The organism is Actinoplanes sp. NPDC023801 (assembly GCF_040639655.1).
Lineage (GTDB): Bacteria > Actinomycetota > Actinomycetes > Mycobacteriales > Micromonosporaceae > Actinoplanes.
This window is the reverse complement of record NZ_JBFAAI010000004.1, coordinates 40,978-67,751: the sequence shown is the minus strand read 5'-3', so window position 1 is coordinate 67,751 and position 26,774 is coordinate 40,978. Positions and strand designations below refer to the sequence as shown.

The following is a 26,774-nucleotide window of genomic DNA, read 5'->3' as shown; positions in this document are numbered from 1 at the left end:
ACCCCAACCGTAACGCGCCGGCCCGTCGGTGAACGGCCTGACGGTGCGATGTCCCCGTCCGTCTGTTCCGAAACCGTTCGGCGTGCCAGCTTGCGGGCCATTGCGGGGCGAACAGGACAGGCAGGTCAGCGGGGCAGTGGAGGACGACAACGTGATCGACGACCAGGTCGAAGACGGCGCCGGTGGAGTCCAGGTAGTCAGGTCGCCGCACCAGTCGATGCGTCCCGCGATGTCGGCGCCGAGAGTGCCGGCCCGGCTCCGGGCGTGGTCGAGGGGACGCCGCGAAGTCGACCGCGGTGACCTGCCAGCCGTGCCCGGCGAGCCAGAGCGTCTCCGCGCCGTGCCCGCACCCCGCGTCCAGCAGCCGGCCGCGTGTCAGGTCCGCGGCCTCGGCCAGCAGGGGCGGGCGGGCCGCGACCATGCCGACGTGCTCGCCGAGCACCTATGACCAGCGGTTCTCCCAGAATTCACGGTCCAAAGTCACCGGCTCAGATTATGGCCAGCAGGACCGCCTCACCGCCTCTCCGTGCCGCCGAGCACGGCCGCTCCGATAGCCCTGTCACCCAGCTCCCAGGCGGTGCCGGTCAGCAGGAAGTGCACCCCGGTCCAGGTCCAGGTCCAGGTCCAGGTCCAGTTCGGGTTCCGGCAGCTCGGCAGCGTCATCGTCGCCGTAGAGCAGGTCGCCGGCCATCGACGGGTCGTCGAGCAGCGCCCGCAGTTCGGTGCCCGACATCGGCGGCGGACGAGTTCCATACCCATGATCAGTCCGCCCGGCCGGTGAAAGCGACCGTCACACCGAGACCGACCATGGCCAGGCCTCCGGCGCCACCCACGGCGGCCAGCCGCCGCGGCGAACCGGCGAACCAGGTCCGGGCACCGGCCGCGGACAGCCCCCACACGCTGTCGCAGATCAGGGCCATCACCGTGAAAAGCAGGCCAAGCAGCAGCATCTGGGCCGTCACGCTGCCGGCGGACCGGTCGACGAACTGCGGCAGGACGGCGGCGTAGAAGACGAACGACTTAGGGTTCGACACGCCGACGACCAGACCCTCCCACATGGTCTGCCAGGTGCCGCGCGCCACGACCGGACCGGCATCTGGTGCGGCCATCGCGTGCCGGTGCCGGATGGCCTGAACACCAAGATGGACGAGGTACGCCGCACCGGCAAGCTTGAGGACGGTGAAGGCCATCAGCGAGCGCTCCACGATCGACCCGACCCCGAAGGCGACCAGCACCACTGCCAGATAGGCGCCGACGGTGTTGCCGACCACGGTGATCAGGGCGACGCGGCGGCCGTAGGCGAGGGCCCGCCCGATCACGAACAGCACGCTGGGCCCCGGAATGACGATGATGACGGCCGCCAGCGCGGCGAACGCGGCCACCCGCTCCACACTCATCCGCCCAACCTAGAGGGCAGGACCGCCCGGAAACAGCCCTATTTCCCGGCGGCCGTGATGAACCCCAGCACACCGAAGCCACGGCGGGCGAATCGTTGCAGCCCCTCCCCGGCCCTGGCGGTCCCTGGTCGGCGTCGCCGCCGCCGGAATGGCACAAGTGGACGAGCGGAGTCCGGCATTGATCGACTGTGCCAGGATCGCTCGCGTGACGACCGCTGAGACCTATGCCGCGTTTGCTGCCCGGGAGGCCCACGGCGTCTCCCCCGCCTACGAGCGCCTGTCACTGGCCGTGGCGGGCGACCCGGAGCTGCTGGCGCTGCTGGACACGGTTCCGGAGGCGAAGCGGCAGCCGAATCTGCTGTTCGGGGTGGTCCGGCTGCTCGGCGGGCCGGTCGGCGACCCGGACGCCTTCCACGACTTCGCGGTCGCCAACTGGGCCGGCGTCGCGGCGCAGCTCTGCACCAGGTCGACGCAGACCAACGAACCCGGACGATGCGCGGTGCTTCTCCCCGAACTGGCGAGCCTGCCGCAGCCTCTCGCCCTGCTGGAGGTGGGCGCATCGGCCGGCCTGGGGCTCTACCCGGACCGGTACTCGTATCGCTACGGCGACCGGCGGCTCGGTGCCGGCGGCCCGGTGCTGGAGTGTGCGCTCACCGGGACCGAACCGCCCTCCCGGCTGCCGGAGGTGGTGTGGCGGGCCGGCCTCGACCTGAACCCGCTCCAGGTGACCGATTGTGATGATGTGGCCTGGCTGGATGCGCTGATCTGGCCGGAGCACCACCACCGCCGCGAACGCCTGCGGGCCGCCGCCGGGATCGCCGCCGCCGACCCGCCGGCGCTGGTCCGCGGTGACCTCGTCGACGACCTGCCGGCCCTGGCCGCGCAGGCGCCGCCGGGGGCGACGCTTGTCGTCTTCCACACGTCGGTGCTGTACCAGGTCCCGGCAGACCGGCGGAAGGGCTTCGAAGCCCTGGTACGGACCATGCCCGGCCACTGGATCTCGGTCGAGGCGCCCGAGGTGGTGGCGTTCCCGGAGTTGCCGCCGGCACCCGACGAGACGCTGCACAACGTCGTCGCCCTCGACGGTGTGCCGCTGGCCTGGGCACGTGGCCACGGTCAGGCCCTGTCCTGGTTCGGTCCGCGTTGACGGTGGCGTGCCTCGATCCAGCGCCGGAGGTCGGCCGCGGACTCCCCCACCGACCGGCCCGTCGTGTCGATGACCGTTACCGCCCATCGTGGGTCGTCGCTGGTCCAGTCGCTCCACCGGTCCCAGCGCATCGGCTCCCAGCCACCCGTGGTGATCGCTTCCGGACAGTGCCGGGGGTCGGCGGCATGCGCCCGTTGCCATTGCGCCCAGCCGAGGAAGGCCCGTTCGGCGTCCGGGCCGACGCCGCGTTCCCGCAGCCGCAGCCGGCGCACCTCGTCGTCGACGTCGAGCAGGCAGGCCGTGATCCCGTCGAGCCGGTCCGCGGACGGGACGGCCAGCACCTCGCCGAGCGGCGACTGGCCGGTGAGCAGCATGTCCAGGCCGCGGTCCTGATAGTCGAGCGCACGCCGGATCCACTCTTCCGTACACCGGTGCCGCCAGGCCGTGCCGGCGTCGTCCGGCACCCCGATCTCGTCGAAGTCGTGCCACACCACCCCCGGTACCGGACCGCAGGCACGGACGGCGGTGGTCTTCCCGGAGCAGCTGGAGCCGGTGACCGTCAGCAGCATCGCAACCTCCGAGGAGCAACGACGTGGAACAGGTGAGCAGCCGGGTCGTCTATCGAAACCCGTGGATGACGGTACGGGAGGACGAGATCCGCCACGCCGACGGCAGCCCCGGCATCTACGGTGTCGTCGAGAAGCCCGACTTCGCGCTGGTCCTGCCCCGCTGGCGGGACGGGTTCTGGCTGGTGGAACAGTACCGTTACCCGGTCGGGCGCCGGGCCTGGGAGTTCCCGCAGGGCAGCTGGGCCGGCGGCGCCGGCGGTGATCAGCTCGCGCTGGCCCGCCAGGAGCTCGCCGAGGAGACCGGCCTGCGGGCCGCCGGGATGGTTCATCTCGGCCATCTCTATGAGGCGTACGGCTACTGCACGCAGGCCTTCGACGTGTACCTGGCCACGGACCTGGCCGAGGGCGAACCGGACCGGGAGACCTCCGAGCAGGACATGATCCACCGCGCTTTCAGCGACGCCGAGATCACCACTCTCATCCGTACGGGCGGAATCGTCGACGCCCCGTCGCTGGCCGCGCTCACCCTGTACCGCCTGGCCGGCGACAAGGCGCCGGGCGACTGACCCCGCCGGCCGGCCGGTGGGAGGCGGGAGCCCGGACGAGTGTTGCGGTCCGCCGGCGTGGCAAAGGCGGACCGGGCGGTCCTCATCCGCGGCCGGTGCGGACGTCCGGGTCCGTCTACCGGTGGCCGAACCGCCGGTCGGGACCCACCGCATCCTGCATCTGTCCGATCCGCATCTCACCGCGGCGGGCACCGACGAGGACGGCGTCGACGCGGCGGCGGCCCTCGACCGGATCCTGTACGACGTGCGGTTCGTTCCCGGCATCGACGCGGTCGTCGTCAGCGGTGACATCGCCGACGACGGCTCGGCCGGCGGTTGCGCGGGCGTCCTCGATCGCGTCGGGGCGTTCGCCCGGGAACGCGGCGTCCCGCACATCTACTGCACCGGCAACCACGACGCCCGCGACACGTTCGCGGCGGTGTTCGGCACCGGCCACCGCGGCCCGGACGGCCGGGACACCGGCGAAGCGGCCGGGCCGGAGCGGGCCGCCGTCAGCCACGTTTCCGGGCTGCGGATCATCACGCTCGACAGCCTGGTCCCCGGCAAGGTTCATGGTTAGGTCAGCGACGCCCAGCTGGCGTGGCTGCGCGACCTGCTGGCCCAGCCGTCGCCCGCCGGTTCGATCGTGGTGCTGCATCACCCGCCGGTCGCGCTGCCCTCGTCGGAGCTGATGCCGCTGGTGAACCTGCGCAACGCCGAGCAGCTGGCCGTGGCTCTGGCCGGCAGCGATGTGCGTGCCGTGCTGTGCGGCCACTTCCACCTCCAGCTGTCCGGAACGCTCGCCGGGATCCCGGTGTGGGTCACACCGGGCGTGGTCACCCGGATCGACCTGACCGCTCCCCCGCACCTGGAACGGGCGGTCCGGGGCGCGGGCGCGACCATCGTCGACCTCGGCGGGCCGTTCTCACCGATGTTCCACACCGTCCATGCCCGCGACGCCCAGGCCGGCAGCCAGGTCTATCTGGTCGACGCCCTGTCCGGCGCCGACGTGTCGGCCGCTCAGTAGGGTCCGGTGGGGCAATGTGGACGTTGGGGAGGGCGGATCGACACGGTCGGGCGGGGAACCCTCGGCCGAGGCTCCGCCGCCGAAGAACTCGGGCGCCCTTTCCGCCGAGCGGACGAGTTGCTCCAACGTCCCCGGCTGCCCGGCTACGGGGCGGAGTAGGGATCCCGGCGGGAGAGCAGGGACTCGGCGAAGGCGAGCGGAGGCAGGGTGCGGCCGTGGGCCCGTTCGGCGTCGGTGATCGGGACGACGTTGAGGATGCGGACGGCTCCGGCGCTCGTACGGACGTAGTCGAGGGCCGCCGGGCTCAGCGGCCCGGCGAGGAACACCGAGCGGCACCCGCGGAACGTCGGGAACTCATCGTTGAGGCCGATCATGTGGCCCCAGTTGAGCTGGTCGCCGGTGAGGAACGGGTGCACGGCCAGGTTGGCCAGTTGCACGGCGACGGCGTGCTCGTCGGTGCGGCTGAGCTGTCCGCGGCGGACCAGGCGCAGCTCCGCGCGGCCACCGCCGCCCGGGCCGGGGGCGGACGGCATCTCGTGCAGGGCCATGCCGATGGTGGCGAAGGTGGTCATCTCGATCGAGCGGTAGACGAACACGTCCAGGCGTGGCACGGGCCCGCTGGGGTTCTCGAAGAGCAGGCCGTCGTCCTCCTCGCCGTGGCGGTCGCGGTAGGTGAGGAACACATCGCGGAGAATCGTGGGTGCAGGCATGTCAGTGTCCGCTCCAGCCGAAGGTGTAGATCCACGCGGGCCGGTCACCGTCGTAGGCGACGACGTATGCCCCGTGCGAGCGCTCGAAACCGTCAAGCCTTCGATCGAGGGCTTCCTCGACGGCGGCGGCGGCGGTGGGCTGCCGGGTTCCGGACCGGTGCGCCTCTTCCCGTGCCTGCCGTAGGGCGGCGGTGATGTCCGCCTGGTAGGGAACCCCGCGGTTCCAGCCCGAAGCCCCCATGATCACCTCTTCCCTCCGGAGGGGCGATCCTACGCGGCCATTCCGGGCGTACGATCGCCGCGTGCTGGCATACGTCACCGGGGTCACCCTGTTCGTCATCGGCCTGTGTCTCTCGCTCGCGCTGCACGAGGCGGGTCATCTGCTGACGGCGCGCGCTTTCGGGATGCGGGTGCGGCGCTATTTCGTGGGCCGCGGGCCGACCGTGTTCTCGTTCCGCCGGGGCGGCACCGAGTACGGGCTGAAGGCGCTGCCGATCGGCGGGTTCTGCGAGATCGCGGGCATGACGACGCTCGACGAGCTGTCGCCTGACGAACGGCCGCGGGCGATGTGGCGGTTCCCGGCCTGGAAACGGACCGTGGTGATGGCGTCCGGCGCGGTCACCCATGTGCTGCTGGCGATGACGATCCTGTACTTCATGGCGATCAGTTCCGGTCTGCCCAACCTGAATCCGGTCGCGGAGCCGGTCGTCGCGGCCACCACCTGCCCCACGTCGGTGTGCCCGGCCGCGGCGGCGGGTGTCCGGCCCGGTGACCGGATCACGGCGGTCGCCGGCACTCCGACACCGCTGTGGCCGGATGTGGTCACGGCGGTGCAGGCGTCCGGGGGGCCGACCGTGCTGACCGTGCTGCGGGGCGGTGAGACGCTGACGCTGACCGTAGACGTGGCGCGGGTGCGGCGCGACGGCACAGAGGTCGGCATGATCGGGGCGACGCCGCAGGCACCGCCGGCCTATCTGACCTACGGCCCGGCGGATGCGGTGGGCGCGACGACGGCGTTCACCGGCGACCTGTTCGGCCGTACGTTCGCCCAGCTGGTGGCTTTTCCGCAGCGGATCCCGGCGGTGATCGCCGCGATCGGCGGAGCCGAACGGGACGCGGACACGCCGATCAGCATGGTGGGGGCGAGCCGGCTCGGTGGTGAGGCCGTGGAGCGCGGGCTGTGGGAGGTGTTCCTGCTCCTGCTGGCGAGCCTGAACCTGTTCATGGCGGTGTTCAACCTGTTGCCGCTGCTGCCGCTGGACGGCGGTCACATCATGGTCGTCTGGTTCGAGCGGATCCGGGACCTGGTGCGCCGGCTGCGTGGCCTGCCGGCGGCGGGACCGATCGATTTCACCCGGTTGTATCCGGTGACGATGGTGCTGGTCCTGATCGGCGGTGCGGTCATGCTGCTGACCGTCACCGCCGACGTGGTGAACCCGATCCGCCTATCGTGAGGCGCGTCTGCCGCGGTTCGGTTTGGCGCCGACCTGCGGTGCCGTGGTGGCGGCCCGGACGGCCGGTACCGCCGGGGCCGCCGGCTCGACGGGTGGGGTGGCCGGGTATCGGCGGTTGAGCCAGATCTGCTGGCCTAGGGCGAACAGGTTCTGGGTGGTCCAGTAGACGATGACGCCGACCGGGAAGATGAACCCCGAGACGAGCAGCGACAGCGGGATGCCGTAAAGCATGACCCGCTGCACGGTGCGCTGCTGCGGGTTCTCCGACCAGCCCGTCTTGAGGATCGACATCCGGCTGGTCAGGAACGTGGTGACGATCATGGCGACGATCAGGACGCCGGCCACGACGTGCACGGTGCCGATGCCGGAGTTGAAGCCGGCGGCGATGGGCGCGCCGAACAGTTCGGCCCGGGACGCGTCGGCGAACTGGGCTTCGGACCAGCCGTACAGGGTGCGGGTGCCGGGGTCGGTGATGGCCGGGTTGAGGTGGCGCAGTACGTGCAGCAGTCCGATGAAGATCGGGATCTGGACGAGCATGGGCAGCAACGCGCCGAACGGGCTGGCCTTCTCACGCCGGTAGAGCTCCGCGAGTTCTTTCTGCAGCGTGACCCGATCGCCCTGGTGTTCGGCCTGCAGCTCCTTGAACCGCGGTTGCAGGCGCTGGATGGCCTGCTGGGAGCGGACCTGGCGCAGGAAGAGCGGGAACAGCACGACGCGGATGGTGAGTACCAGGAAGACGATGCCGAGGACCCAGGCCCAGTCGGTGGCGAGGGCGTGCGGGGCGTCGAGGAGGCGGTCCCAGGCGGAGTGCCAGAACAGCAGAATGGTAGAGATCAAATGGTAGATAAAGGACATGGAGGATCCCCCAGGGGCGGCTAGCGACAGATGGACAGTCACCAGCGGCCGCCCGACACGGGCAGCGCGAGGTCAGGCGGCCGCGGGGGCCGCCGTAGGTCCTCGTGGCCGGGTGCGCCCGGACGCGTCCGGGTCACGGTGGCGCGGAACTCCGGTGCGTTCCGCGCGGCTGCGCAGCGCTCCCGCGGTGGCTCGGGCGTCGGCCGGAATCGTGGGGCGGAGCACCAGGACCCGGGCCAGCACGGCGAGCAGGACGACACCGACCAGGGCACCCGTGCCGCTGGCGAAATCGGACGAGCTGGCGTCGGCCAGCAGGCCCACCAGTCGCCAGAGCGCGTCCCACCACTTCACCGGCTCAACCTAACAGCTCGTCACAAGGCCGTGGCGTCGAGAATGCCGTACCGCGCCATGATGCTCTCCCGGCGGGTCCGGTTGACGGCGGCCACGCGCCGGCCGATCAGGAAGACGTCAAGCAGCGCCCAGACGCCGAGGCCACCGAGGGTGAACAGCATCGCGATCGAGCGCCCGGTGTCGCCGAGATAGAACCGGTGACCCCCGATCAGACCCGTCAGGCACCACAGCAGGTACGCCACGCGCGGCTCCTTGCGGACCGACGCGAACTCGTGCTCGGCCCGCTGGACGCGATAGCGTTCCCATTCCGGCATCGCGGTGGGCTCAGCGGTGTTCACGGCGGCAACCATAGCCGCGGTGTCAGGCGTGGAGGTAGCGCAGGACGGCCAGGACCCGGCGGTGGTCGCTTCTGTCCTCGGGCAGGTCCAGTTCGGGAGCCATAGCGCCACGCCGGCCCACTGCTGGTGCGGTCAACCGCACCCCTGGGGGGCCAGTACGAGACGGCGGCCCGGCAGAGCGATCTCGGTGACGATGACGGTGATCCGATCTCCGGCGTGGACCGCCGAGTACGGCGTCCCGGCGAGGTCGCGGAGGTGGATCAGACCCTCGATACCGTCGCGGACCTGCACGAACACCCCGAAGGGCACCAGCTTGGTGACCCGTCCCGGCAGGACCTGACCCACCCGTACGTCGCGGGCGAAAGCCAGGAACGGATCCGGCCGGGTGGCCCGCAGCGAGAGGCGTGCCTCGCCGTTGCTGGTGTCGAAACTGAGGACCGTGCAGGTGATGTGCTCCCCGACCGAGACGATGCCGGCCGCGTCGTCGAATCGGTGCCAGGCCAGCTCGGGGATGGTGATGAAGCCGACGCCCGGGAAGGTGGGGTGCGCCGGCCCGTCGTCGAGGTCCACGAACACACCGAAGTTCTCGATGGCCGCGACGGTGCCGGACAGTCGCTGCCCGGGACGCAGAGCCTTGAGGAAGGCCCACAGCTGCGGGTGCTCGGTGGCCGCCCGGGAGAGCCAGATCCGCCGCCGCTCCGCATCGACGGCGACCACCTCGGCGCGGACCCGGTCGCCGCGCCGGAGAACCGGCTCCGAGGAGGGCCGGTCGAACTGCCAGGAGAGGTCAAGCGCGCCGATCGACCCGGCCGGTTCACCGGGGCAGCCGTCAAGCGACACCGACACCCCGGACCGGCGGGCGTCCGCGACGGTTCCGGAGACGACGTCGCCGACGCCGACCGTCGTCAGATAGGCGAGGAACTGATCGTCGGGCACGATCTCACGCCAGCCGGACGCGGGTGCAGCGGGTGACGTACGGCAGGGTGATCTCGCCGGTCAGGCCGTGCTGGTCCAGCAGGTCGGCGACGTCGCCGAGCAACTCCTCCCGCTCGGCGTCGGACAGCACGATCACGTAACTGCGCGAGGCCACCATGTCGAGCAGGTCCTGCCTGCTCAGCGTGTGCCGCCAGCGGATCTCGGTGCGTTCCGGGGCGCCGAACGGGGTGCCCACCTCGGGTTCGGTGTCGATCTCCTGGCGGGTGTGCCGGTGCATCACCTCGTCGAGACGGGCCACCCATGGCTCGGTGTGGTCGCGGATGTTCCAGATCAGGCTCAGCGTGCCGCCGGGGCGCAGCACCCGTGCCATCTCCGGCACCGCCCGCGCCGGGTCCACCCAGTGCCACGCCTGGGCGCACACGACGGCGTCGACCGACGCGGCGGGAAGCGGCACCCGTTCGGCCGTACCCTCGAAGATGGCGGCCTGACCGGCGACGGCCGCGAGTTGATCGCGCATCGAGGCCGAAGGCTCGACCGCGACGACGTCGAGCCCCGCGTCCAGCAGGAGCCGGGTGAACTTGCCGGTGCCCGCGCCGAGGTCGAGGACGCGCCGGGCCCGACGAGGCACCGCCCATTCCACCGCGGAGGCCGGGTACGGCGGCCGGCCACGGCGATAGGCGTCGGCGGCGCTGCCGAACGACGCCGCATGGACCGTCTTCGACCAGCGCCGGGTGGCGCCCTGCCGGGTCATCCCGCACGCCCGGCCGATCTCCTCCCAGCTGGCGGCATGTTCGCGGCGCAGCTGGTGGACCAGGCGGGTGCGGTGCGCCTCCCGGTCGATGATCTCCTCGGTGAGCCGCCGCAGATCGTCCAGTCCGTCAACCATGGAGGCAACATATGTTGCCCTTCCCGCCTCCGTCAACGAATGTTGCCTTTGCCGTCACGGGTGGAAAGATCCGGTGACTGTGGACTAGCTGACCGATGGCGACGCGGACGCGGTGTTCTGGGAACTCGACGGCATTAGCCCCGGCGAGCACCGCCGTGGACCTTCCCCGGGACGCCGACCTGCGGATCACCACCGTGTTCGTCCTCGAAGGCCGAACTCCTCGACGCCCGCGAGTACCCGTTCGACGACACGCACACCGGGTTCCGGGCCGACGTCCTGGCCGATCCCACGGTTCGCCGCCGACCCAGCATGATGGAACCGTGGAGACCTTGGGTGTGGTGGCGCATCACGGTGGCCTGGTCGTCGAACGGCCCGAACTGACCGTCGGGATCGTCCGCGCGATGTCCCGGCCCACCGGCCTGGAACTGGAACTGCTCGCCCGCCGCCCCCTCGACCGGCGCAGCGCCTCCCAGCGGCAGGCCGACATCCGCGCCGGCGTCGCCGCGCCACCACCGGCGCCACGACGGTTGCTGCCCGAGTACGACGAGGGCCTCGAGCTGCGCGTCGGCTGGCTCGACGCGGACGGGCGGGCCCACTGGGAGTACGGGTCGTGGTCGTCGAGCAGCGGCGACCACTTCGAAGGGGTCGACGGGCCGAGCTTCCGTACGCTGCTCAGGTTCCCGCCGATGTTCGAGCGGGCGTCGGTGGTGCTGGCGTGGCCGGAGATCGGCTTCCCCGAGACGGTCCTCGAACTGCCGCTGCCGGACCGGGCCACCGTCGAACGCGACACCGTCTCGATCTGGGAGGCGCCGCTACGCGTACGGCATCCGAGGGTTGCCCTGAACCACCGGGACGGCACCTATCCGGCCGAGAGCCCGGCGGTGGAGGCCGGACGGATCGTAGCGGCGCCGCAGGTCCTGAGCCGCGGCGGGGAGGCGGCGGTGGTGCTCACCTCGCTCACCGCCGCCGGCCCGGTCCTCTACCTGGGCGTCTGCAGCATCGCCGAGGGCGAACAGGGCGAGACGGCCGCCGCCGCCGCGTTCCCGCCCGGCGCGGACGTGGAGCGTCCCGGCGCCTCGATCGCTTTGGTGACCGGCCAGGACGCGGCGTGGATACCGTCGTTCACCGGCACAGCGGGCGGCGGCGACCGGTCGTTCCGGTCCGAGGGCGAGTTCGCCGTCACCCGCCCCGACACCGACGTCCTGACGTTGCTGGTCACCTGGCCGGCGGCGGGCCTGGCCGAGGTGCTTGTCGACATCCCGCTCGCCGCACCGTGAGCCGATCCGGACCGCCGGCCGTACCTCAGGCACCGGATGCGTGCCGGATAGCATGCGTGGGGTACGGCTGGCGGACTGGGGGCTGTTGGTGACACGGTCGGCGGCGTTTCTGCTGGAGTGCCTGCACCGGGCCGGGATGCGTGACGTGGTCGCGGTGGAGCCGGCGGCCGGTGGGCTCGCGGCACTCGCCGGCATCGCGGCGCGCCGGGACGCCGCGCCGGTGTTCGTCAAGGCGTTCGCCGACGCACCCGACGATGACATCTTCGCCGCGGAGGCCGAAGGGCTGGCCGTCCTGCGCGAGCCCGGCGGCATGGCGACCCCCGAGGTCATCACCGCCGACCGGGAATTGCTCGTGCTGTCGGTTCTGCGGCCGAGGCCCCGCAGCGAGACCTTCTGGGAGCAGTTCGCGCACGAGCTGGCCCGCCTGCATCTGAGCACGATCGGTCCGCGGTTCGGCTGGCACCGCGACAACTGGCTGGGCCGCCGCCGACAGGTCAACACCTGGCACGATGACGGTTTCGCGTTCTTCGCCGAGTACCGGCTGCTCCGGTGGCTCACCGAGCCCCGCGTCGAGGCGGCACTCGACGCCGGTGACCGGGCGGCTCTGGAGCGGCTGTGCCACCGGCTGCCCGAACTGTTGCCGGAGCGGCCCGCCTGCCTCACGCACGGCGACCTGTGGGCGCAGAACATCATGTCCACGCCGGAGGGAACACCCGCGGTGATCGATCCGGCGGTGTCCTACATGTGGGCGGAGGTCGACCTGGCACATGTGTGGTCCACCGCGCCGCCGCCCGAGGCGCAGCGGTTCTTCGCCGCCTATGCCGAGCTGACCGGCCTGGACGACGGCTGGCAGGCCCGGATGCCGATCATCCAGTTGCGGCAGCACCTCGCCGTGCTGGCCCAGTTCGACGACGACTGGGGCGCGGCGGACCACATTCGTGCCACGCTGGCCCCTTTCCGCACGCCGGCCTGAGCAGCGCCCATTGCGAAACACCGCGCCGCACGCCGGCCTGAGCCGTGCGCCTATCGCGAGATACCAGTCCGCACGCCGGCGTGAGCCGCGTCTCTCGCCTGCACTGACTCCGGGCTGAGCGGCGTACGACGGAACTGGGTCGGGCTCATGCCCTTGACCCGTTTGAAGGCGGTGCTGAAGGCGAAGGCGTCGGTGTACCCGACCGCCCTGGCGACCTCGGCGACCGTGGCGGTGTCCCGTTCGGCGAGCAGGTCGGCCGCGAGTGTCATCCGCCAGTGGGTGAGGTACGTCAGCGGCGGTTCGCCGACCAGTTCGGCGAACCGTTTGGCCAGGGTGGAGCGGGACACCCCGGCCCGTCCGGCGAGCGTGGTGATCGTCCAGGGTGCTGCCGGTTCGGCGTGCAGCAGGCGCAGCGCGTCACCGACGACCGGGTCACGCTGGGCGGCGTACCAGGCGGGCGGGTCGCCGCCGGGCCGGTCGAAGTACTCGCGGAGCGCGCAGACCAGCAGCCAGTCGAGCAACCGGTCGAGAACCACCTGCTGGCCGGGGGTGTCGGCGGCCACCTCGGCGGCGAGATGGTCGAGCACCGCGTCGGCGCCGCCGCCGGAGGCGACGCGCAGCAGCACCGGCAGGGTCTCCAGCAGGCGGCGGCTGATCTCCCCGCTCACCGGGTAGGCGCCGACGATCAATGTCGTGGCACCGTCGCCGGACTCGCCGCAGCTGTTGTCGTTCCAGCCGATCCGGTGCCTGGTTCCGCCCTGGTCGGGGGTCACGCAGTGCCGGCCGCAGTCGAGGGCCTCGGCGGTGGTTCCCGGGTCGTCGACGAACGTGAACGGTTCCGGCCCGCGGACGATGACCGTCGCGCCCGCGCTGACCGGTTCGGGCGGGCGGCCTTCGGCGACGATCCAGCCGGAGCCGCCGAGAACCGCGCACAGGGTCAGCGGCGCGCCATCGACGAATCGCAGCGCCCAGGGCGGCGACAGGGTCGAGCTGCCGAACAGCGAGCCCTGGGCCCGCATCCCGCGTAGCAGGTCACCGAACGCATCCATCCGAACCACGATAGACGATGACGAAGGCATTGCGGTTTTTCACCCATGGCATCGTCCGAGCGACGCCCGTTGAATGAACTCATGACCAACGACCACTTTCTCGTTCTCGGCGCCACCGGCAAGACCGGCCGGCGCGTCGCCGCCCGTTTGAGGATCCGGAATGCGCTGGTACGCGAGGCGTCGCGCACCAGCCCGAGCCGGTTCGACTGGGCCGAGCCGGCCGCGTGGGACCGGGTGCTCGAGGGCATCACCGCCGTCTACGTGGTGCCGCCGGCGGTACCCGGCCCGGTGCACGAGTTCGTGGCGCGGGCCGCGGCCGCCGGGGTGCGGCGGCTGGTCCTGCTGTCCGGGCGCGGCGCCGACACCTGGGGCGACTCGACGTTCGGCCTGGACATGCGCTCGGCCGAGGACGCGGTCCGTGGTTCGGAGCTCGACTGGACCGTGCTGCGTTCGTCGAACTTCGCCCAGAACTTCGACGAGGACCTGTTCCATGCGCCGCTGCTCGCCGGTGAGCTGGCGCTTCCGGCCGGTGCCGTCCCGGAGCCGTTCATCGACGTGCAGGACGTCGCCGACGCGGCAGCCGCCGTGCTGATCGATCCCGGACAGCATGCCGGTCGTGTGTACGAGCTGACCGGACCTCGGGCGCTCACTTTCGCCGAGGCCACCGACCTGATCGCCCGCGCGGCCGGACGGCCGGTCACCTACAAGCAGCTCTCGCCGGCCGAGTACGTGGCGACGCTTGTCGAGCAGGGCTGGCCCGCGGAAGCCGCCCACCACCTGACCGAGATGTTCACGATCATGGGGCGCGGGGTACTCGCCGCGACCACGGACGACGTGGCCGCCGTGCTGGGCCGCGCACCCCGCCAATTCGAGGACTACGTCGTACGGGCCGCGGCAGCCGGAGCCTGGCGGCGATGACACCGATGCCGGAGAGGACCACGATGACCACCGCGAACGGCCTGCTCACCACCGATGACCTGGAGTTCCTGGCCCGCCCGCTGCACGGGTTCCTGTCGGTGGCCGCGGGCGCGCAGCCGCCGCAGCCACGCCCGGTCTGGTTCGAGGCCACCGCCGGCGGCACGGTGCAGTTCTTCACCGAGCCGGAAGCGCTCAAGGTCCGGCGACTGCGCCGCGACCCACGGGCGTCGATCGTCGTCGCCGCCCCGGTCGGGGAACGCGAACGCTGGATCTCGATCGCCGGCCGCGTGACCCTGGAGTCCGGCGGCGCCCACGATCTCTGCTCCCGGCTGGCCGCACGCTACTGGGATCTGACCGACCGGTCCCGCGCCGACGACCTCGCCGGGATGCTGGCCGCCGACCTCACCCGTGTGGTGATCCATCCGGAGAGTGTTCACCGCTACCCGTGAAGTGCCCCGTTCCGGCCAGGTCGAGCACGCCGACGTGGTGGCCGAAGGCGAACAGCAGCCGGGAGCCGTGGTCCAGGGCCAGGGCGTACACCGAGTTCGGCACGGTCACCACCTGGGTGGTGGCTCCGGTCGCGGTCAGCCACAGCCGTACGGTCGTGTCGTTGCTGCCGGTCGCCACGATCGACTGGCCCTGCACCACGCCGATCGCGACGGCGTTCACCGTGTTGGTGTGCCCGGCGAGCGTCCGCAGTGCGGTTCCGTCGGTCAGATCCCACACCCGTGCCGTCGAGTCGTAGCCGCCGGTGACCACGGTCGGCCGCCCCTCGAGGGAGCCGATCGTCACCGCACTCACCCAGTTGGTGTGCCCGGTGAGTACGTGCCGGGTGGCACCGGAGGCGAGGTCCCACACCCGCGCCGTCGCATCGTGGGCTCCGCTCACCACCACGGTCCGCCCGGCGATGGACGTGACCGCCACCGCGCGGACCGTGCCGGTGTGGCCGGTGAGGGTGCGGTGGAGATCGCCGGTGGCCAGGTCCCAGACCCGGACGGTCCGGTCCTGGCTGCCGGTGACGACCACGGCCCGGCCGTCAAGCAGCCCGACGGCGACCGCGGTCACCTGATCGGTGTGCCCGTCGAGGACGTTCAGCGGCCTTCCGGTCGTGAGGTCCCAGACCCGTACCGTCCGGTCCTGCGCGCCGGAGACGGCGACCGGCCGGCCGCCGAGCAGCCCGGACGCGACCGCGGTCACGGTGGCGGTGTGTCCGGCGAGCTCGTGGCCGGCGGCTCCGGTCAGCAGATCCCAGACTCGGACGGTCCGGTCGTCGCCGCCGGTGACGGCGATCGGGCGCCCGTCCGACAGGCCCGACGCGACCGCGCGTACCCAGATGGTGTGGCCGCTCAGAATTCGTTGTGCCGGTCGTGGGGTCAGGTCCCAGACCCGTGCGGTGGTGTCGTCGCTGCCGGTGACGGCGATCGGCTGACCGTCGAGGTCTCCGACGGCGACGGCCGCGACCGAGTTGGTGTGTCCCGGCAGCGGCTGCCGGGTCGTGCCGGAGCCGGCGTCCCAGACCCGTACCGACTCGTCGTCGCTCGCGGTGATGACCGCCAGTCGCCGGTCGAGGTGTCCGAACGCCACCGCCCTGACCCAGCTGGTGTGCCCGGTGAGCGTGCGCACAGTGTCGCCGGAGGCCAGGTCCCATACCCGTGCCGTGCTGTCGTCGCTGCCGGTGACGACGACCGGCCGGCCGTCGGACTCGCCGACGGCGACCGCCGTGACCGGGTCGCTGTGGCCGGTGAGCAGCTGGACAGTACTGCCGGTGGTCAGGTCCCAGACGCGGACGGTCGTGTCGTAGCCGGCGGAGACCATGATCGGGCGACCAGCCGGCAGACCCGTGGCGACGGCACTGACCGCGCCGGTGTGCCCGGACAGAACGGCGATCGTGGTCGCGGAGCGCAGATCCCACACGCGGATCGTCCTATCCCGGCTGCCGGTCACGGCGATCGTCCGGCCGTCGAGGTCCCCGACCGCGACCGCGGTGACCGCGTCGGTGTGCCCCGCCAGGAGCCGGCTCGTCGCCGACCGGAGATCCCACAGCCGGGCGGTGCTGTCATGGCCCGCCGAGACCGCGATCGGCCGGCCGTCGAGGTGTCCGGCGGCGACCGCGCTCACGGTGCCGGTGTGACCGGCGAGGACGATCCGGCCGGCTCCGGAGCGCAGGTCCCAGACCCGCACGGTCCGGTCGTGGCCGCCGGTGACGGCGATCGGCTGACCGTCGAGTTCGCCGACGGCCGCGGCGGTGACCGCACCGGCGTGCCCGGCAAGAGTGTGGCGGAGCTGGTGGACGGGGTCCGCGGTCGCCCAGAGGGGAAGCCAGCCCGCCGGTGGCAGATCCGGGACGGTGGCCAGCGCGGAAGCCAGGGCGGCGGCGCGCAACCGGCAGGCGTCGACGAGCAGGATCGAGCGCCGGGATGCCGGATCCATGCCTCGGTGCCGGTGGTACGAGGCCCGGTAGACGGTGGCGAGCGCGCGGCCGTCGTCAGTGATGTACCGGAGGTTCGCCGCCAGTTCTGCCGGATCGGCGTGGATCAGGTAACTGGCGTCGGCGAGGAGCCGGTCGAGCCCTCCGGCCGCCGCGGCATGCGCGGCGCCGTGGCGCAGCAGGTACGGTTCGGCCAGGTCCCAGCGACCGGGCCGGCCGGGCCGGTGGCCGACGTGGGCCAGCAGTCGGGTGAGAACCCGATCGTCGGAGCCGGGCCCGGCCAGACCGCGCAGATGGTCGGCGAGTCCCTGGTGGAAGAGCCGGTACAGGACCGTGCCGTCCTCCTCCACTTCCTGCCGAAGGTAGAACCGTGCGGGTTTCCAGGGCGGCGGCGACCTCGCGTTCGGTAACGCTGTCCGACAGTGCTCGGAAGGCCGGTGCGACGACGGCCACGAGACTGCGGGGCATGCCGGAGCCGAGACTGTGTGCCAGTGCGGTCAGCACCGGCCGCAGCCACGGCTGGTCCGTGGCGGTGCGGGCCAGATCCAGCTCGAAGACGTCGGGCAGTGCCGTCGGAACGGTGGCAGCGGCCGCCGCGGCGGTCTCCACGTCGGCGATCGGTTCCAGGCGCAGGAGATGGTGTGCGAACAGGCCGGCGACCAGGAATTCGCCCCATCGGGGACCGTCGCCGGACGGCCGCGGGGTGCTGAGGGCCGTGGCGGTCGTGGCGGCCAGGGTGTGCAGGACGGCTCGCTGGGCGGTGTTCGGGTATCTGGGACGCAGCAGGTCGGTGATGTATCCCGCCACCGCGTCGCGGAGCTCGGTGACCGGTGTCAGGTCGAGGTCGAGAAGCGTCCCGCCGGCCGCGGCCCGCTCGCGCAGCGCCGCGAACTCCGGCCAGCCCCTGGCACCGACGACGATCCGGCAGACCGCGGCCAGTGGCAGCAGCAGTTCGGTCATCACCGCAACCGGGTCGACGGCCTCGTCCAACGCGTCGACCACCACGACCGGTGAGATCGCCGCCGCGTGCAGGGCGCCGGCGAGACCGCCGGCGCTGTCGTGCAACCCGGGCAGTCCGGCCTGCCGGGCGACGGAGGCCGCGATCTCCTCGACGCGGCGCTGCCGGGCGTGCACCGCCACGAGGGCGTCGTTGACTGCCGGCAGGTCGTCGCGGCGGTCCCGCCACAGCGGCTCGCACACCGGCGACAGCACCGGATGCGCCGCACAGACCGTCACGCCGAGCAGGGCGGATTTGCCTGCTCCCGGGCTTCCGGTCACCAGCATCATCCCGGTGCCCGGGCCCGGGGCGTCGAGCCAGGCCGCAAGCCGCCCGAGTTCCCGGCTGCGGCCGCGGAAGGCACCGGGACGGGCCGGGAAGTCGGCACCGGCACCGGACGCCCGCGACGCGAAATGTCGCCAGTCGAGTACTTCGTCGACCTCGTCGAGAAAGGGCCGGGCTGACTCGTCGACATCGGCACGGATGCGCCGCAGAGCGGCAGCCGACGGCCGGTACAGCGGATTGGTCAGGAACGGGAACCATTCCTCGGAGGCGATGTCGACGCGGGTGCCCACCACGCGCTGGGGCAGTCCGTCCGCGCCGGACCGTGTCACCTCGCGCCGGATCTCCTGGGCGATGACACATACCGGGACGTGTTCCCAGCCCGCGGCGAGGTCCACCTCCCGGTCGGCGATCCGGGCCAGCACGCGGGCGGCGGCCCGGGTGAAGCGGCCGTTGAACGCGGACGCCTCCTGGTCCGTCGCGGCGATCACCCAGGCGTGGCGTTGCTCGTCGGGCACCCAGCCCTGCCAGTCGAGTCGCGCCGCCGATCCGGCATGGCAGATGTCCAGCAGGAACAGCACGCTCGGGCGATCCTCGCCACGGCCTTCGACGTCGGTCTGCCACCGTTCCACCTCGGTCTGCGGCAGATGCCGCCCGTCCGCTCCGACGACCCGCAGCTTGCGGGTGTACGGGTCGACGACACCGTGACTGAGCACGTGTACGACAGCGACGTCACCGGGACCGCAGGAGGCCAGGAACCGGTCCACTGCGGTGCACAGCTCGCCGGCCGGAACATCACGGACGATGGTGCGATCGGCGTATCCGAATCTGGAGAGTTGCCGGGCCAGTTGCTCGCTCAGCGGTGCGGCGAACGGAAGCGGGGCGTAGCCGTCGGCCGAGGGTTCAGAGTCCTCGGCACCGAAGGTTCCCGTCACCACGGTCAGCAGGCGGTACCGTGTGTGCCCGGGACCCGCCATCCGCCCACTCCAATGTCACCATCGGTGTCCGAAGGCTACCGCAGGGTTCCCGGAATGCGCGAAGATCAGCCCAGCAGGCGGAACTCGTTGCCGTCCGGGTCGGACATCAGGAGGTCGCCGTCCCGCGTGCCAGTGCGGGCGGCACCGAGGGCGATCAGACGATCAGCCTCGGCATCCCGGTCACCGCCGGGCGGCGGGATCAGCTCGTACGCCCACCGCAGCTTGCGTGATCTCGGCTGGTACGGCGGACCACCCCAGGTGATCTTGGAACCGCCGTCCGAGGACTGGATGGCGGTCTCCTCGTCCTGGTCCCAGATCAGCGGCCAGCCCAGCGCCTCGGCCCAGAAGTGGCCGACCCTCGGCGAACCGTCGCTCGACACCGCCCCGATGAATCCGCATCCGTCCAGGAAGCTGTTGCCCGGTTCGATGACGCAGAACTCGTTGCCCTCCGGGTCGGCGAGCACCACGTGCTCGACGTCCGGGCCCTGGCCGATGTCGATGTGCCGTCCACCGAGCTCCAGCGCCCGGGCCACGGTCCGCTCCTGATCCGCGAGGGTGTCGCTGGTCAGGTCGAAGTGCATCAGGTTCGGCACGGTCTTCGGATCCTGCTCCGGCACGAACCGCAGCCGGAATCCGCCGCCACCGGGTGGGCTGAGCAGCACCCCGTCGCGTTCCCAGCCCAGTATCGCCGCCCAGAACCCCGCCAGCCGCTCGGGCTGTACGGCATCGACACGGAGCGCGAACAATCTGGAAGCCACGCGCGCAGGTTAGGCCCGTCCGGCACCGGCCGCATCCGATTTCCCCGGCCCGCCCCGGAACCCGGGTGGTCGTCCGGCACTGACGCGCACCTATGGTGTCCCGATGACTCTCGCCGCCCCGGTACCGCCCGCCCAGGATCCCGTCTCCGCCTCGCCGGCACCGCGCCGCGGCCGGCGGCTGGTCGTCGGCGCCTCGATCGCCCTGCTGGTCGCGGCGGGCGGCATCGTCACGTCGACGTACTACTTCGACAGCGTTCCCCTGCCGGAGAGCAGCGTGTCGTACCCGGTCGTGTCTTTGACGCAGCTGCCGGCTCCGGTGGCCAACGCCTTCGTGGCTGCCGTCGACCCGGACTTCTACGAGTCCGGGGACTCGCTGATCACCCGCCGGTACACGATCATCGCGGCCGGCTCCGGCGCGGAGTCCGACTGGCGTACCCGGATCATGGCGAACAAGGCCGAGGGCACCTACGCCAAGGAGGAGATCCTGGAGCGCTACCTCAACCGGGCCGGCTTCGGCCGCGGCGCCGTGGGTCTGGTCGCCGCCGCGCAGACGTACTTCCAGAAGCCGGCCGCGCTGCTCACCGTGGCCGAGGCGGCGCTTCTCGCGGTACAGCTGCACCCCGGCCGCCCCGAGCCGGAGGCCGGCTGGGAGCAGGTGCTGGACACCATGGTGGAGCGTGGCTGGCTGAGCCGGGCCGACCGTGGTGGCCTCACCTTCCCCGGCTGACCCCGCCGAAGGGCTTACGGGTCGGTGTCCTTCTTCACCGTCGCGGTGATGAAGGAACCGGCGTCCACCGTGGCACCGGCCTTCGGTTCCTGGGAGACAACGACCCAGTTCGCGTCGATCACCGGGATCCGGTTGGCGCCGGTCGCGTCCTTCGCCGGCGCCACGTGCAGGCCCGCGGCACGCCACAGGTCCTGCGCCGACTGGTAGTCCAGGCCGACCCCGCGCGGCACCTCGATCTTCGCGGCCCCCGGCGCCGGAGTGGCGGCGGCCGGCGTCGTCGTGGCGGGCGCGACCACCGGGTCACCCTCGGGTGCCCGTTCCGGCGCGGTGTCGGGCGAACCACACCCGGCGCCCGACAGGATCACCGCCGCCAGGACCGCGGCGGCAGTCCCCCGCGGCATTCCATGACCGGATCGTCGACCACTCACATTGCCTCCCCTACGGTGACTTCACCTTTCGGCGATGACTTACGGCCGGACCGCAGTGTCTCCCGGCCGCCCGGTGTCCCCGACGTACCCGGGGTCCGTCCGCCCGGCCGGGCCGGCGAGTCCGAGGGACTGCCGGAGGAAGGCGAGCTCGAACTCCCACAGGTTGTCGACCGCTCCCATGTGGGAGGCGCCGGGCAGGGGCAGGACCGTGTGCGGGCGCCCGGCGGCCAGCAGGGCGGCGGACAGTTTCAGGGTGTGGACGGGCAGCACGTTGTCGTCGACGAGTCCGTGGACGAGCAGCAGCGGGCGGCGCAGGTTCGGGGCGTCCGCGATGAGCGACGACCGTTCGTACGCCGCGGGGTTCTCGGCCGGCAGGCCCAAGGTCCGCTCCTGCCAGTGCGAACTGTAGAGCAGCTGGTCGGTGACGGGCGCTCCGGCGATACCGGCGTGGAACACGTCGGGACGGCGCAGGACGGCCAGCGCGGCGAGGAAGCCGCCGGCCGACCAGCCGCGGATGCCGACCCTCGTCAGGTCCAGGTCGTAGTGACCGGCGGCGGCATGCAGTGCGTCGACCTGGTCCTGCAGGCGCGGTGCCGGGTGGTCGTCGCCCCGGGCACGTTCCCAGGCGGGCCCCCGGCCGGGGGTGCCCCGGCCGTCGGCCACGATCACGGCGAAGCCCTGGTCGGCGAACCACTGGGAGGCCCAGAACCGGGAACGGGCGGCGACGGCACGCTGCGCGGCGGATCCGCCGTACGGGTCGAGCAGCACCGGCAGCGGACCGGACCCCGGCCGGTACCCGGTGGGCAGCAGCACCGCGGTCCGCAGGCGGCGTTCGCCGAACCAGTGCAGGTGGACGACCGGCGTGACCTCGGGAACCGCGGCCAGGCCGCGCAGGGGCACGCCGTCGACCGTGACGGTCTCGCTGTCGAGGGTGCGGGCGGTGACGACGGTGGTGCCGCCGGTGCGGGTGCCGTCGTGCAGGCCGGGAGTCGTGGTGATCCGGGTGAGGGCGGTGGGCGACCAGGTCCACAGGTGCCGTTCGGCCGGGTCCTCGCGGGCGGCGAACAGCACCGTGTCGCCGTCGACCGACAGGACCTCCTCGACCTGCAGGCCCGGTGGGGTGACCGGAACCCCGCCGACGGTGAGCCGGCGGGTCTCGCCCTCGTCGGCGGTCCACAGCAGTGCGCCGGAGGCGGTGTGGGCGGGCACGCCGGACACGATCGTCGTCCACGTGTCGCCGGCGTCCTCACATACCACGGTGGTCTGTCCGGTGGCCGGGTCGACGGCCAGTACCCGCATCACGGTCTGGTGGCGGTTCTGGACGGTGACCAGCAGGGCGGTGTCGTCCCAGACGACGCGGGTGACGTACTCGAACGCCGTGCGGTCCCAGTCGACCGGGATCCGGGTGCCGTCGAGGCCGAGCAGGTGCAGGCTGACGTCGGCGTTCGGGGTTCCGGCGGCCGGGTAGCGCAGGGCGGTCGGCGGCTGTTCGGGGTGGGCCGGATCGCTGATGTACCACACCGGCACCGGTGAGTTGTCCACCCGGGCGGCGATCACGGTACGGCCGTCGGGTGCCCACCAGTACCCGTCGAACCGGTCCATCGACTCCGACGCCTCGTGCTCCGGCAAGCCCCAGCTGACTTCGGGGCCGTCCGGTGCGGCCAGCGGGCGGTCGTCCTTGCCGTCGCGGCCGATGAGACGCAACTCGGTGTCGCGGACGTAGGCGATCGTGCGGCCGGTCGGGTCGATCCGGGCCGCGGCGACCGGATGTCCGGCGCCCAGTTCGGTGGTCCCGCCGGTGGTCAGGTCGGCCGCGTACAGCTTCTCGTCGACGGTGAACACCGCTGTGCGTACGCCCGCATCGGTGTTGAACGCGCCGATCCCGGCGGACCTGTCGCGGGCCCGCTCACGTCTCGCCCGTTCCCGTTCCGACATCGGCGCGCCGCCACCGAGTGTCGCCGCGTCGACCAGCAGCCGCTCCTCGCCGGAGGCCACGTCGAAGGACCACAGGCTGCCGACCGGGTCCTCGCCGCCGGGCGACCGCAGGAACAGCACCCGGGAACCGTCCGGGGTGATCGTGAAGCCGTGCGCGAGACCGAGCATGAACCCGTGGGTACGTGAAACCGTGGCGGGAAACGTCGACGACATGGATCCCACTCTCGCGTATCGGGCCGCGCGGCACACGTCCAGAGTCGTCGAATGTCCTCATGGATGCGGCGCGACGAGCTCGTCGAACATCCGGGATCAGGGTTGTACGCCGGAGTGGGCTGGGGTTTCTGGGTGGGCCTCGGTGCCATGGCGCTGACCGGCACGTCGCCGGCCGCGGCCGGTGGCGCCGGCCGGGCCACGCCTGAAGCCCCTCCCGGCCTAGAAACGGCCGGGAGAGGCGGAGCGGAGAGTTGTCAGTCGAGGGTGCGGCGGCCACGCTCGTGCGGCAGGTCGGCCTCGATGCGCTCCTTGCGCACCTCACCGCCGACGGTCTGCTCCTCGGTGACGGTGTCCTTGTCGAGGCGGACCCGTTCGACCGGGACGGTCTCGGTGCCGACCACCGGCCGTTCGGCGCGCAGGGTCACCTCGTGCGCGGACTCGGTCAGTTCCGGGCCGGACCAGGCGTCGTCACGGTTGGCGTCGGTGATCGGCTCGCGCTCCAGGCGTACCTCCTCGCGCTGGACCGGGACGGTGGTCTGTTCGTGTTCCGTCACCACGTACTTGCGCAGACGGGCCCGGCCCACCTCTTCGCGTTCGGTGCCGGCCGCGAGGCGTTCCTCGGAGCGGGTCATCGCGTCCCGGTCGCCGCCATGGCTGCGGTAGCCGCTGTTCTCCCAGTTCATGCCGTAGTACTCGTAGAGCCGTTCCACGTCGTCGTGGGTCAGCGGCTCGTCGTGGGAGGCGTCGACGTCGGGGGCGTTCTTGACCGTCGCCTTGTCGAACGGGACCACCAGCCGGTCGCCGTCGAAGTCGGCGGCGTCCAGCGGTACCAGTGTCTCGTTCATTCCCAGCAGGCCGGTCTTGACGCCCGCCCAGTTCGGGCGGCCGCTTCCGTCGTGCCAGACCTGGCCGACGCTGCCGATCCGGTCGCCGTCACGGTCGTACACGTCGCGGCCGGTCAGGGCGTGGATCTGCTCGATGGTGATCATCAGGGGTCTCCTTTCCATCGGTACGCGGAAACACGTACCCGGGGCATTTCCGGCCATGCGCGGTGATACGCGGAATGAGTATTCATTCACCCTCGGCCGTGAATTCATTCGCGCCGGGAATGCGAAAGGAACGAATTATTTTCACCATTCCGCGCGGGGTGAATGCCCTCGATCGCGCCGCGGCACGGACCTGGCCGGGACCCACCGGCGCGGTCCCATGATCCCCGGGTCACCGGCCGGTGCGCGCCGTGTCCACCACCGCGGCGAGGAAGTGGTCGAAGGCCTGATCCGCGCGCGCCACGTCCCCGGTCGCCTCGATGTCCATGATCAGCCCGCGGATGACGGCAAGCACCAGGGTGCCGAGTCCGGGACGGCCGGCGCTGCCCATGCCGTCCTCCAGCGGCTGCAGCCAGTCGGTGGTGGCCTCGCGGCGGAAGCCGGGCCACAGCCGCTGCTCGGCGTCGTTGCGCAGCTTGCCGAACAGGCTCAGGTACGGGCGGCCGGCCGGCCCCGTCATCACCCGCCAGGCGTTGCGCAGCGTCTCCGGATAGGGCTCGCCGGACCGCGGGGACAGCACCGCGCCGAACAGCTCCCGCTGGCGATGGCGGGCCCGCCCGAGGATCTCGCGCAGCAGCGCGTCACGGGAACCGAAGTGGTAGATCAGCATCCGGTTCGACGTGCCGGCGGCTGCCGCCAGCGGCTCGAGGCGGCCCGGAAGGCCGTGGGCCAGCGCGTGATCGACGCACGCGTCGAGGATCCGGTCGCGGATCTCGGGTTGCCTGCGTCGCCCCACCGCCGCACCTTTTCACGTAACGACCGGTACGTCTACCGTCGATCCGGTGGGCCGGTCCGCCGGACCGGAAAGGCGGGGCCCACCGGATCGAGGAGGAAGAATGCGTGTCGTCTTCGTGCACGGAGCCTGCGTTCGTGACGGCGACTGGTGGTGGCATCCCACCGCCGCCGCTCTGCGGGATCGGGGCGTCGACAGCGTCGCCCCGGCGCTGCCGAGCTGCGGCGAGACCGGCGCGACACCCGGTCCGGACGGCCCCGGGCTGTACGAGGACGTGCCGCCGTCCGTGCCGTGCTGACCGCCACCGACGAACCGGCCGTGGTGGTGGCGCACAGCTACGGGGGCATCGTCGCGGCCGAGGCGGCCGCCGGTGTCCCGGCGGTGCGGCACCTGGTGTTCGTGTCGAGCTACTTGGCCGAACCCGGCGAGTCGCTGTCGACGTTCGGCGCCGGCACACCGCCACCGTTCCTCGACTTCGACCCTGAGGGCGGCACGTTCGGTGCCCGCCCCGAGTCGTTCGCCGGGACGTTCGTCCAGGACTGCCCGCCGGACATCGTCCGCGACGGTGCAGCCCGGCTGATCAGGCAGACGCTGGCCGTGACGCAGCAGCCGGTGCGCGCGGCCGCCTGGCACGACGTGCCGACGACCTACCTGGTGTGCACCGAGGACCTCGGCACCCCGGCCGCGGCACAGCGCGAGTTCGCCCGCCGGGCCGGCAGAGTCATCGAGATCGAGGCGGGCCACCACCCGTTCCTGTCGCGGCCGGAAGCCGTAGCGGAGATCATCATGAACGCCGAGCTTCCCGGGGCAGGTCCCCGATGATCAATCCGCACCGCGACCCGTCCTGGACCTGCCCGCCGGCACCGGCCGAGATCCGCGACTTCCACCGGTCGCTGCCCGGCTACTCCCCCACCCGGCTGGTCGAACTGCCGGAACTCGCCGCCCGTACCGGCGTCGGAAGGCTGTTCGCCAAGGACGAGTCGTCACGGCTCGGGCTGCCCGCGTTCAAGGCGCTCGGCGCGTCCTGGGCCATCCATCGGGCGCTGCGCGACGTCACCGGCGGGCCGGTCACCATCGTCACGGCGACCGACGGCAATCACGGGCGGGCGGTGGCGCACTTCGCGCGGCGGTTCGGGCAGCGGGCCGAGATCTACGTGCCGGACGGGGTGCATCCGGCCGCGATCCAGGCGATCCGCGACGAGGGCGCGGCGGTCATCCATGTCCCGGGGCCCTACGACGCGGCGGTCGAGGCGGCGGCCGGGGCGCGGCGTGGGCTGCTGATTCAGGACACCGCCTGGGATGGGTACGAGGAGACGCCCGCCCGTATCGTCGACGGCTACTCCACCCTGTTCGCCGAGATCGACGAGCAGTTACCGGTCCCGGCCGACATGGTGCTCGTCCCGGCCGGCGTGGGCTCGCTGCTGCAGGCCGCGCTCGCCCACTACCGCAGCCGCCCCGATCCGGCGGCGACCCGGGTCGTCAGTGTCGAACCGTCCGTGGCGGCGTGTGTGTCGGCAAGTGTCGCCGCCGGCCGGCCGGTCACGGTCGCGACCGGGCCCACCCGCATGGCCGGGCTGAACTGCGGCACTGTGTCGTCGCTGGCGTGGCCGTACATCCATCGTGGTTTGGATCTTTGTCTGACGGTGACCGACGCGGAGGTCTCCGGGGCTGCCCGCGCTCTGGCCGCGCACGGTGTGGACGCCGGGCCCTGTGGCGCGGCTCCGCTGGCGGCCCTGAATCTGCTCGCACCCGCCGGAGCGACCGTGGTGCTGCTCGTCACCGAGGGCACCGCCGCGAATCCGGCCGGGTGAGCCGGTC

31 protein-coding genes and 1 pseudogene are annotated in these 26,774 nt (G+C 72.0%); 13 read left to right on the top strand and 19 right to left on the bottom strand.

Annotated elements, in window-relative coordinates; translation table 11 throughout:
• Positions 1-181 precede the first annotated feature (181 nt).
• The 3 genes and pseudogenes from AB0G04_RS10035 to AB0G04_RS10025 form a co-directional block, all read right to left on the bottom strand.
• A pseudogene (locus tag AB0G04_RS10035) lies at positions 182-421 on the bottom strand (methyltransferase domain-containing protein); the annotation flags it as partial.
• A 138-nt stretch (positions 422-559) separates the two neighbouring features.
• Positions 560-733 (bottom strand): hypothetical protein, encoded by a 174-nt coding sequence (locus tag AB0G04_RS10030; protein ID WP_360979593.1) that lies wholly within the window; start codon positions 731-733, stop codon positions 560-562.
• Between the two features lie 28 nt (positions 734-761).
• Positions 762-1,397, bottom strand: a complete 636-nt coding sequence (locus AB0G04_RS10025; protein WP_360979590.1) for a LysE family translocator — start codon at positions 1,395-1,397, stop codon at positions 762-764.
• Positions 1,398-1,602: 205 nt separating this feature from the next.
• Here AB0G04_RS10025 and AB0G04_RS10020 point away from each other — a divergent pair, with 205 nt between their 5' ends.
• On the top strand, positions 1,603-2,544 hold the full coding sequence (locus tag AB0G04_RS10020) for a DUF2332 domain-containing protein (protein ID WP_360979587.1): 942 nt from the start codon (positions 1,603-1,605) through the stop codon (positions 2,542-2,544).
• Here AB0G04_RS10020 and AB0G04_RS10015 read toward each other — a convergent pair.
• Positions 2,514-3,113, bottom strand: coding sequence for a hypothetical protein (locus AB0G04_RS10015; protein ID WP_360979585.1), 600 nt, complete (start codon positions 3,111-3,113; stop codon positions 2,514-2,516). The genes AB0G04_RS10020 and AB0G04_RS10015 overlap by 31 nt on opposite strands.
• Positions 3,114-3,136: 23 nt before the next feature.
• On the opposite strand from AB0G04_RS10015, the gene AB0G04_RS10010 reads away from it, so the two are divergent.
• The 3 genes from AB0G04_RS10010 (at position 3,137) to AB0G04_RS10000 (ending at position 4,685) form a co-directional block, all read left to right on the top strand.
• Positions 3,137-3,679 carry an NUDIX hydrolase gene (locus AB0G04_RS10010; RefSeq protein WP_360979583.1) on the top strand — a complete coding sequence of 181 codons (543 nt, stop codon included), beginning with the start codon at positions 3,137-3,139 and terminating at the stop codon, positions 3,677-3,679.
• A 121-nt stretch (positions 3,680-3,800) separates the two neighbouring features.
• Positions 3,801-4,238: a metallophosphoesterase gene (locus AB0G04_RS10005; RefSeq protein ID WP_360979580.1), complete on the top strand. Its 438-nt coding sequence runs from the start codon at positions 3,801-3,803 to the stop codon at positions 4,236-4,238.
• A 66-nt stretch (positions 4,239-4,304) separates the two neighbouring features.
• Entirely contained in the window at positions 4,305-4,685 is a 381-nt protein-coding gene (locus tag AB0G04_RS10000; protein ID WP_360979577.1) for a hypothetical protein, read from the top strand.
• 143 nt (positions 4,686-4,828) lie between these two features.
• Here the strand turns inward: AB0G04_RS10000 and AB0G04_RS09995 are convergent, their stop codons facing one another.
• Together AB0G04_RS09995 and AB0G04_RS09990 are read right to left on the bottom strand one after the other, a co-directional pair.
• Positions 4,829-5,395: a suppressor of fused domain protein gene (locus AB0G04_RS09995; protein ID WP_360979574.1), complete on the bottom strand. Its 567-nt coding sequence runs from the start codon at positions 5,393-5,395 to the stop codon at positions 4,829-4,831.
• A 1-nt stretch (position 5,396) separates the two neighbouring features.
• Positions 5,397-5,636, bottom strand: coding sequence for a hypothetical protein (locus tag AB0G04_RS09990; protein WP_360979571.1), 240 nt, complete (start codon positions 5,634-5,636; stop codon positions 5,397-5,399).
• 64 nt (positions 5,637-5,700) lie between these two features.
• Here AB0G04_RS09990 and AB0G04_RS09985 point away from each other — a divergent pair, with 64 nt between their 5' ends.
• Positions 5,701-6,849, top strand: coding sequence for a site-2 protease family protein (locus tag AB0G04_RS09985; protein WP_360980754.1), 1,149 nt, complete (start codon positions 5,701-5,703; stop codon positions 6,847-6,849).
• On the opposite strand, the gene yidC is transcribed toward AB0G04_RS09985, so the two are convergent.
• The 5 genes from yidC to AB0G04_RS09960 all read right to left on the bottom strand — a co-directional run bounded on the left by yidC (position 6,841) and on the right by AB0G04_RS09960 (position 10,215).
• The gene (gene yidC, locus AB0G04_RS09980; RefSeq protein ID WP_360979568.1) at positions 6,841-7,704 is read right to left on the bottom strand and encodes a membrane protein insertase YidC; all 864 of its coding nucleotides are present in this window, start codon (positions 7,702-7,704) and stop codon (positions 6,841-6,843) included. The genes AB0G04_RS09985 and yidC overlap by 9 nt on opposite strands.
• A gap of 72 nt (positions 7,705-7,776) precedes the next feature.
• Positions 7,777-8,055 carry a DUF6412 domain-containing protein gene (locus tag AB0G04_RS09975; protein ID WP_360979565.1) on the bottom strand — a complete coding sequence of 93 codons (279 nt, stop codon included), beginning with the start codon at positions 8,053-8,055 and terminating at the stop codon, positions 7,777-7,779.
• Positions 8,056-8,075: 20 nt separating this feature from the next.
• Positions 8,076-8,393, bottom strand: coding sequence for a TM2 domain-containing protein (locus AB0G04_RS09970; protein ID WP_360979562.1), 318 nt, complete (start codon positions 8,391-8,393; stop codon positions 8,076-8,078).
• Between the two features lie 132 nt (positions 8,394-8,525).
• A complete protein-coding gene (locus tag AB0G04_RS09965; protein ID WP_360979559.1) occupies positions 8,526-9,329 on the bottom strand; it encodes a S1 RNA-binding domain-containing protein in 804 nt (267 codons plus the stop codon).
• A 4-nt stretch (positions 9,330-9,333) separates the two neighbouring features.
• Entirely contained in the window at positions 9,334-10,215 is an 882-nt protein-coding gene (locus tag AB0G04_RS09960) for a methyltransferase domain-containing protein (protein WP_360979556.1), read from the bottom strand.
• A gap of 320 nt (positions 10,216-10,535) precedes the next feature.
• Here AB0G04_RS09960 and AB0G04_RS09955 point away from each other — a divergent pair, with 320 nt between their 5' ends.
• Both AB0G04_RS09955 and AB0G04_RS09950 read left to right on the top strand, forming a co-directional pair.
• Positions 10,536-11,492, top strand: a complete 957-nt coding sequence (locus AB0G04_RS09955) for a hypothetical protein (protein ID WP_360979553.1) — start codon at positions 10,536-10,538, stop codon at positions 11,490-11,492.
• Positions 11,493-11,532: 40 nt separating this feature from the next.
• On the top strand, positions 11,533-12,465 hold the full coding sequence (locus AB0G04_RS09950; protein ID WP_360979550.1) for a fructosamine kinase family protein: 933 nt from the start codon (positions 11,533-11,535) through the stop codon (positions 12,463-12,465).
• Positions 12,466-12,515: 50 nt separating this feature from the next.
• On the opposite strand, the gene AB0G04_RS09945 is transcribed toward AB0G04_RS09950, so the two are convergent.
• Positions 12,516-13,514 (bottom strand): AraC family transcriptional regulator, encoded by a 999-nt coding sequence (locus AB0G04_RS09945; RefSeq protein WP_360979547.1) that lies wholly within the window; start codon positions 13,512-13,514, stop codon positions 12,516-12,518.
• Between the two features lie 81 nt (positions 13,515-13,595).
• Between AB0G04_RS09945 and AB0G04_RS09940 the strand changes: the two genes are divergently transcribed.
• Positions 13,596-14,432 carry an NAD(P)H-binding protein gene (locus AB0G04_RS09940; RefSeq protein ID WP_360979543.1) on the top strand — a complete coding sequence of 279 codons (837 nt, stop codon included), beginning with the start codon at positions 13,596-13,598 and terminating at the stop codon, positions 14,430-14,432.
• The gene (locus tag AB0G04_RS09935) at positions 14,429-14,881 is read left to right on the top strand and encodes a pyridoxamine 5'-phosphate oxidase family protein (RefSeq protein WP_360979540.1); all 453 of its coding nucleotides are present in this window, start codon (positions 14,429-14,431) and stop codon (positions 14,879-14,881) included. Before AB0G04_RS09940 ends, AB0G04_RS09935 begins: the two co-directional genes overlap by 4 nt.
• On the opposite strand, the gene AB0G04_RS09930 is transcribed toward AB0G04_RS09935, so the two are convergent.
• The 3 genes from AB0G04_RS09930 to AB0G04_RS09920 form a co-directional block, all read right to left on the bottom strand.
• The gene (locus AB0G04_RS09930) at positions 14,835-16,862 is read right to left on the bottom strand and encodes a WD40 repeat domain-containing protein (protein ID WP_360980750.1); all 2,028 of its coding nucleotides are present in this window, start codon (positions 16,860-16,862) and stop codon (positions 14,835-14,837) included. The genes AB0G04_RS09935 and AB0G04_RS09930 overlap by 47 nt on opposite strands.
• A 55-nt stretch (positions 16,863-16,917) precedes the next feature.
• On the bottom strand, positions 16,918-19,116 hold the full coding sequence (locus AB0G04_RS09925; RefSeq protein ID WP_360979537.1) for a hypothetical protein: 2,199 nt from the start codon (positions 19,114-19,116) through the stop codon (positions 16,918-16,920).
• Positions 19,117-19,181: 65 nt separating this feature from the next.
• Positions 19,182-19,874, bottom strand: a complete 693-nt coding sequence (locus tag AB0G04_RS09920) for a VOC family protein (RefSeq protein ID WP_360979534.1) — start codon at positions 19,872-19,874, stop codon at positions 19,182-19,184.
• Between the two features lie 103 nt (positions 19,875-19,977).
• Here AB0G04_RS09920 and AB0G04_RS09915 point away from each other — a divergent pair, with 103 nt between their 5' ends.
• Positions 19,978-20,601 carry a transglycosylase domain-containing protein gene (locus AB0G04_RS09915; RefSeq protein WP_360979531.1) on the top strand — a complete coding sequence of 208 codons (624 nt, stop codon included), beginning with the start codon at positions 19,978-19,980 and terminating at the stop codon, positions 20,599-20,601.
• A 14-nt stretch (positions 20,602-20,615) separates the two neighbouring features.
• Here AB0G04_RS09915 and AB0G04_RS09910 read toward each other — a convergent pair whose 3' ends face one another.
• From AB0G04_RS09910 to AB0G04_RS09895, 4 genes are all read right to left on the bottom strand, one after another.
• Complete coding sequence (locus AB0G04_RS09910; RefSeq protein WP_360979528.1) at positions 20,616-21,002, bottom strand: PASTA domain-containing protein; 387 nt, start codon at positions 21,000-21,002, stop codon at positions 20,616-20,618.
• Positions 21,003-21,068: 66 nt separating this feature from the next.
• Complete coding sequence (locus AB0G04_RS09905) at positions 21,069-23,132, bottom strand: prolyl oligopeptidase family serine peptidase (RefSeq protein WP_360979525.1); 2,064 nt, start codon at positions 23,130-23,132, stop codon at positions 21,069-21,071.
• Between the two features lie 299 nt (positions 23,133-23,431).
• Positions 23,432-24,166: a PRC and DUF2382 domain-containing protein gene (locus AB0G04_RS09900; RefSeq protein ID WP_360979522.1), complete on the bottom strand. Its 735-nt coding sequence runs from the start codon at positions 24,164-24,166 to the stop codon at positions 23,432-23,434.
• A 229-nt stretch (positions 24,167-24,395) separates the two neighbouring features.
• Positions 24,396-24,959: a TetR/AcrR family transcriptional regulator gene (locus AB0G04_RS09895; RefSeq protein WP_360979519.1), complete on the bottom strand. Its 564-nt coding sequence runs from the start codon at positions 24,957-24,959 to the stop codon at positions 24,396-24,398.
• 100 nt (positions 24,960-25,059) lie between these two features.
• Here AB0G04_RS09895 and AB0G04_RS09890 point away from each other — a divergent pair, with 100 nt between their 5' ends.
• The 3 genes from AB0G04_RS09890 to AB0G04_RS09880 are packed head-to-tail and all read left to right on the top strand — an operon-like array spanning position 25,060 to position 26,767.
• Entirely contained in the window at positions 25,060-25,254 is a 195-nt protein-coding gene (locus tag AB0G04_RS09890) for a hypothetical protein (RefSeq protein ID WP_360979516.1), read from the top strand.
• Positions 25,248-25,778, top strand: a complete 531-nt coding sequence (locus AB0G04_RS09885) for an alpha/beta hydrolase (protein WP_360979513.1) — start codon at positions 25,248-25,250, stop codon at positions 25,776-25,778. Before AB0G04_RS09890 ends, AB0G04_RS09885 begins: the two co-directional genes overlap by 7 nt.
• Entirely contained in the window at positions 25,775-26,767 is a 993-nt protein-coding gene (locus AB0G04_RS09880; protein WP_360979510.1) for a pyridoxal-phosphate dependent enzyme, read from the top strand. The genes AB0G04_RS09885 and AB0G04_RS09880 overlap by 4 nt, the downstream gene beginning before the upstream one ends.
• Positions 26,768-26,774 lie beyond the last annotated feature (7 nt).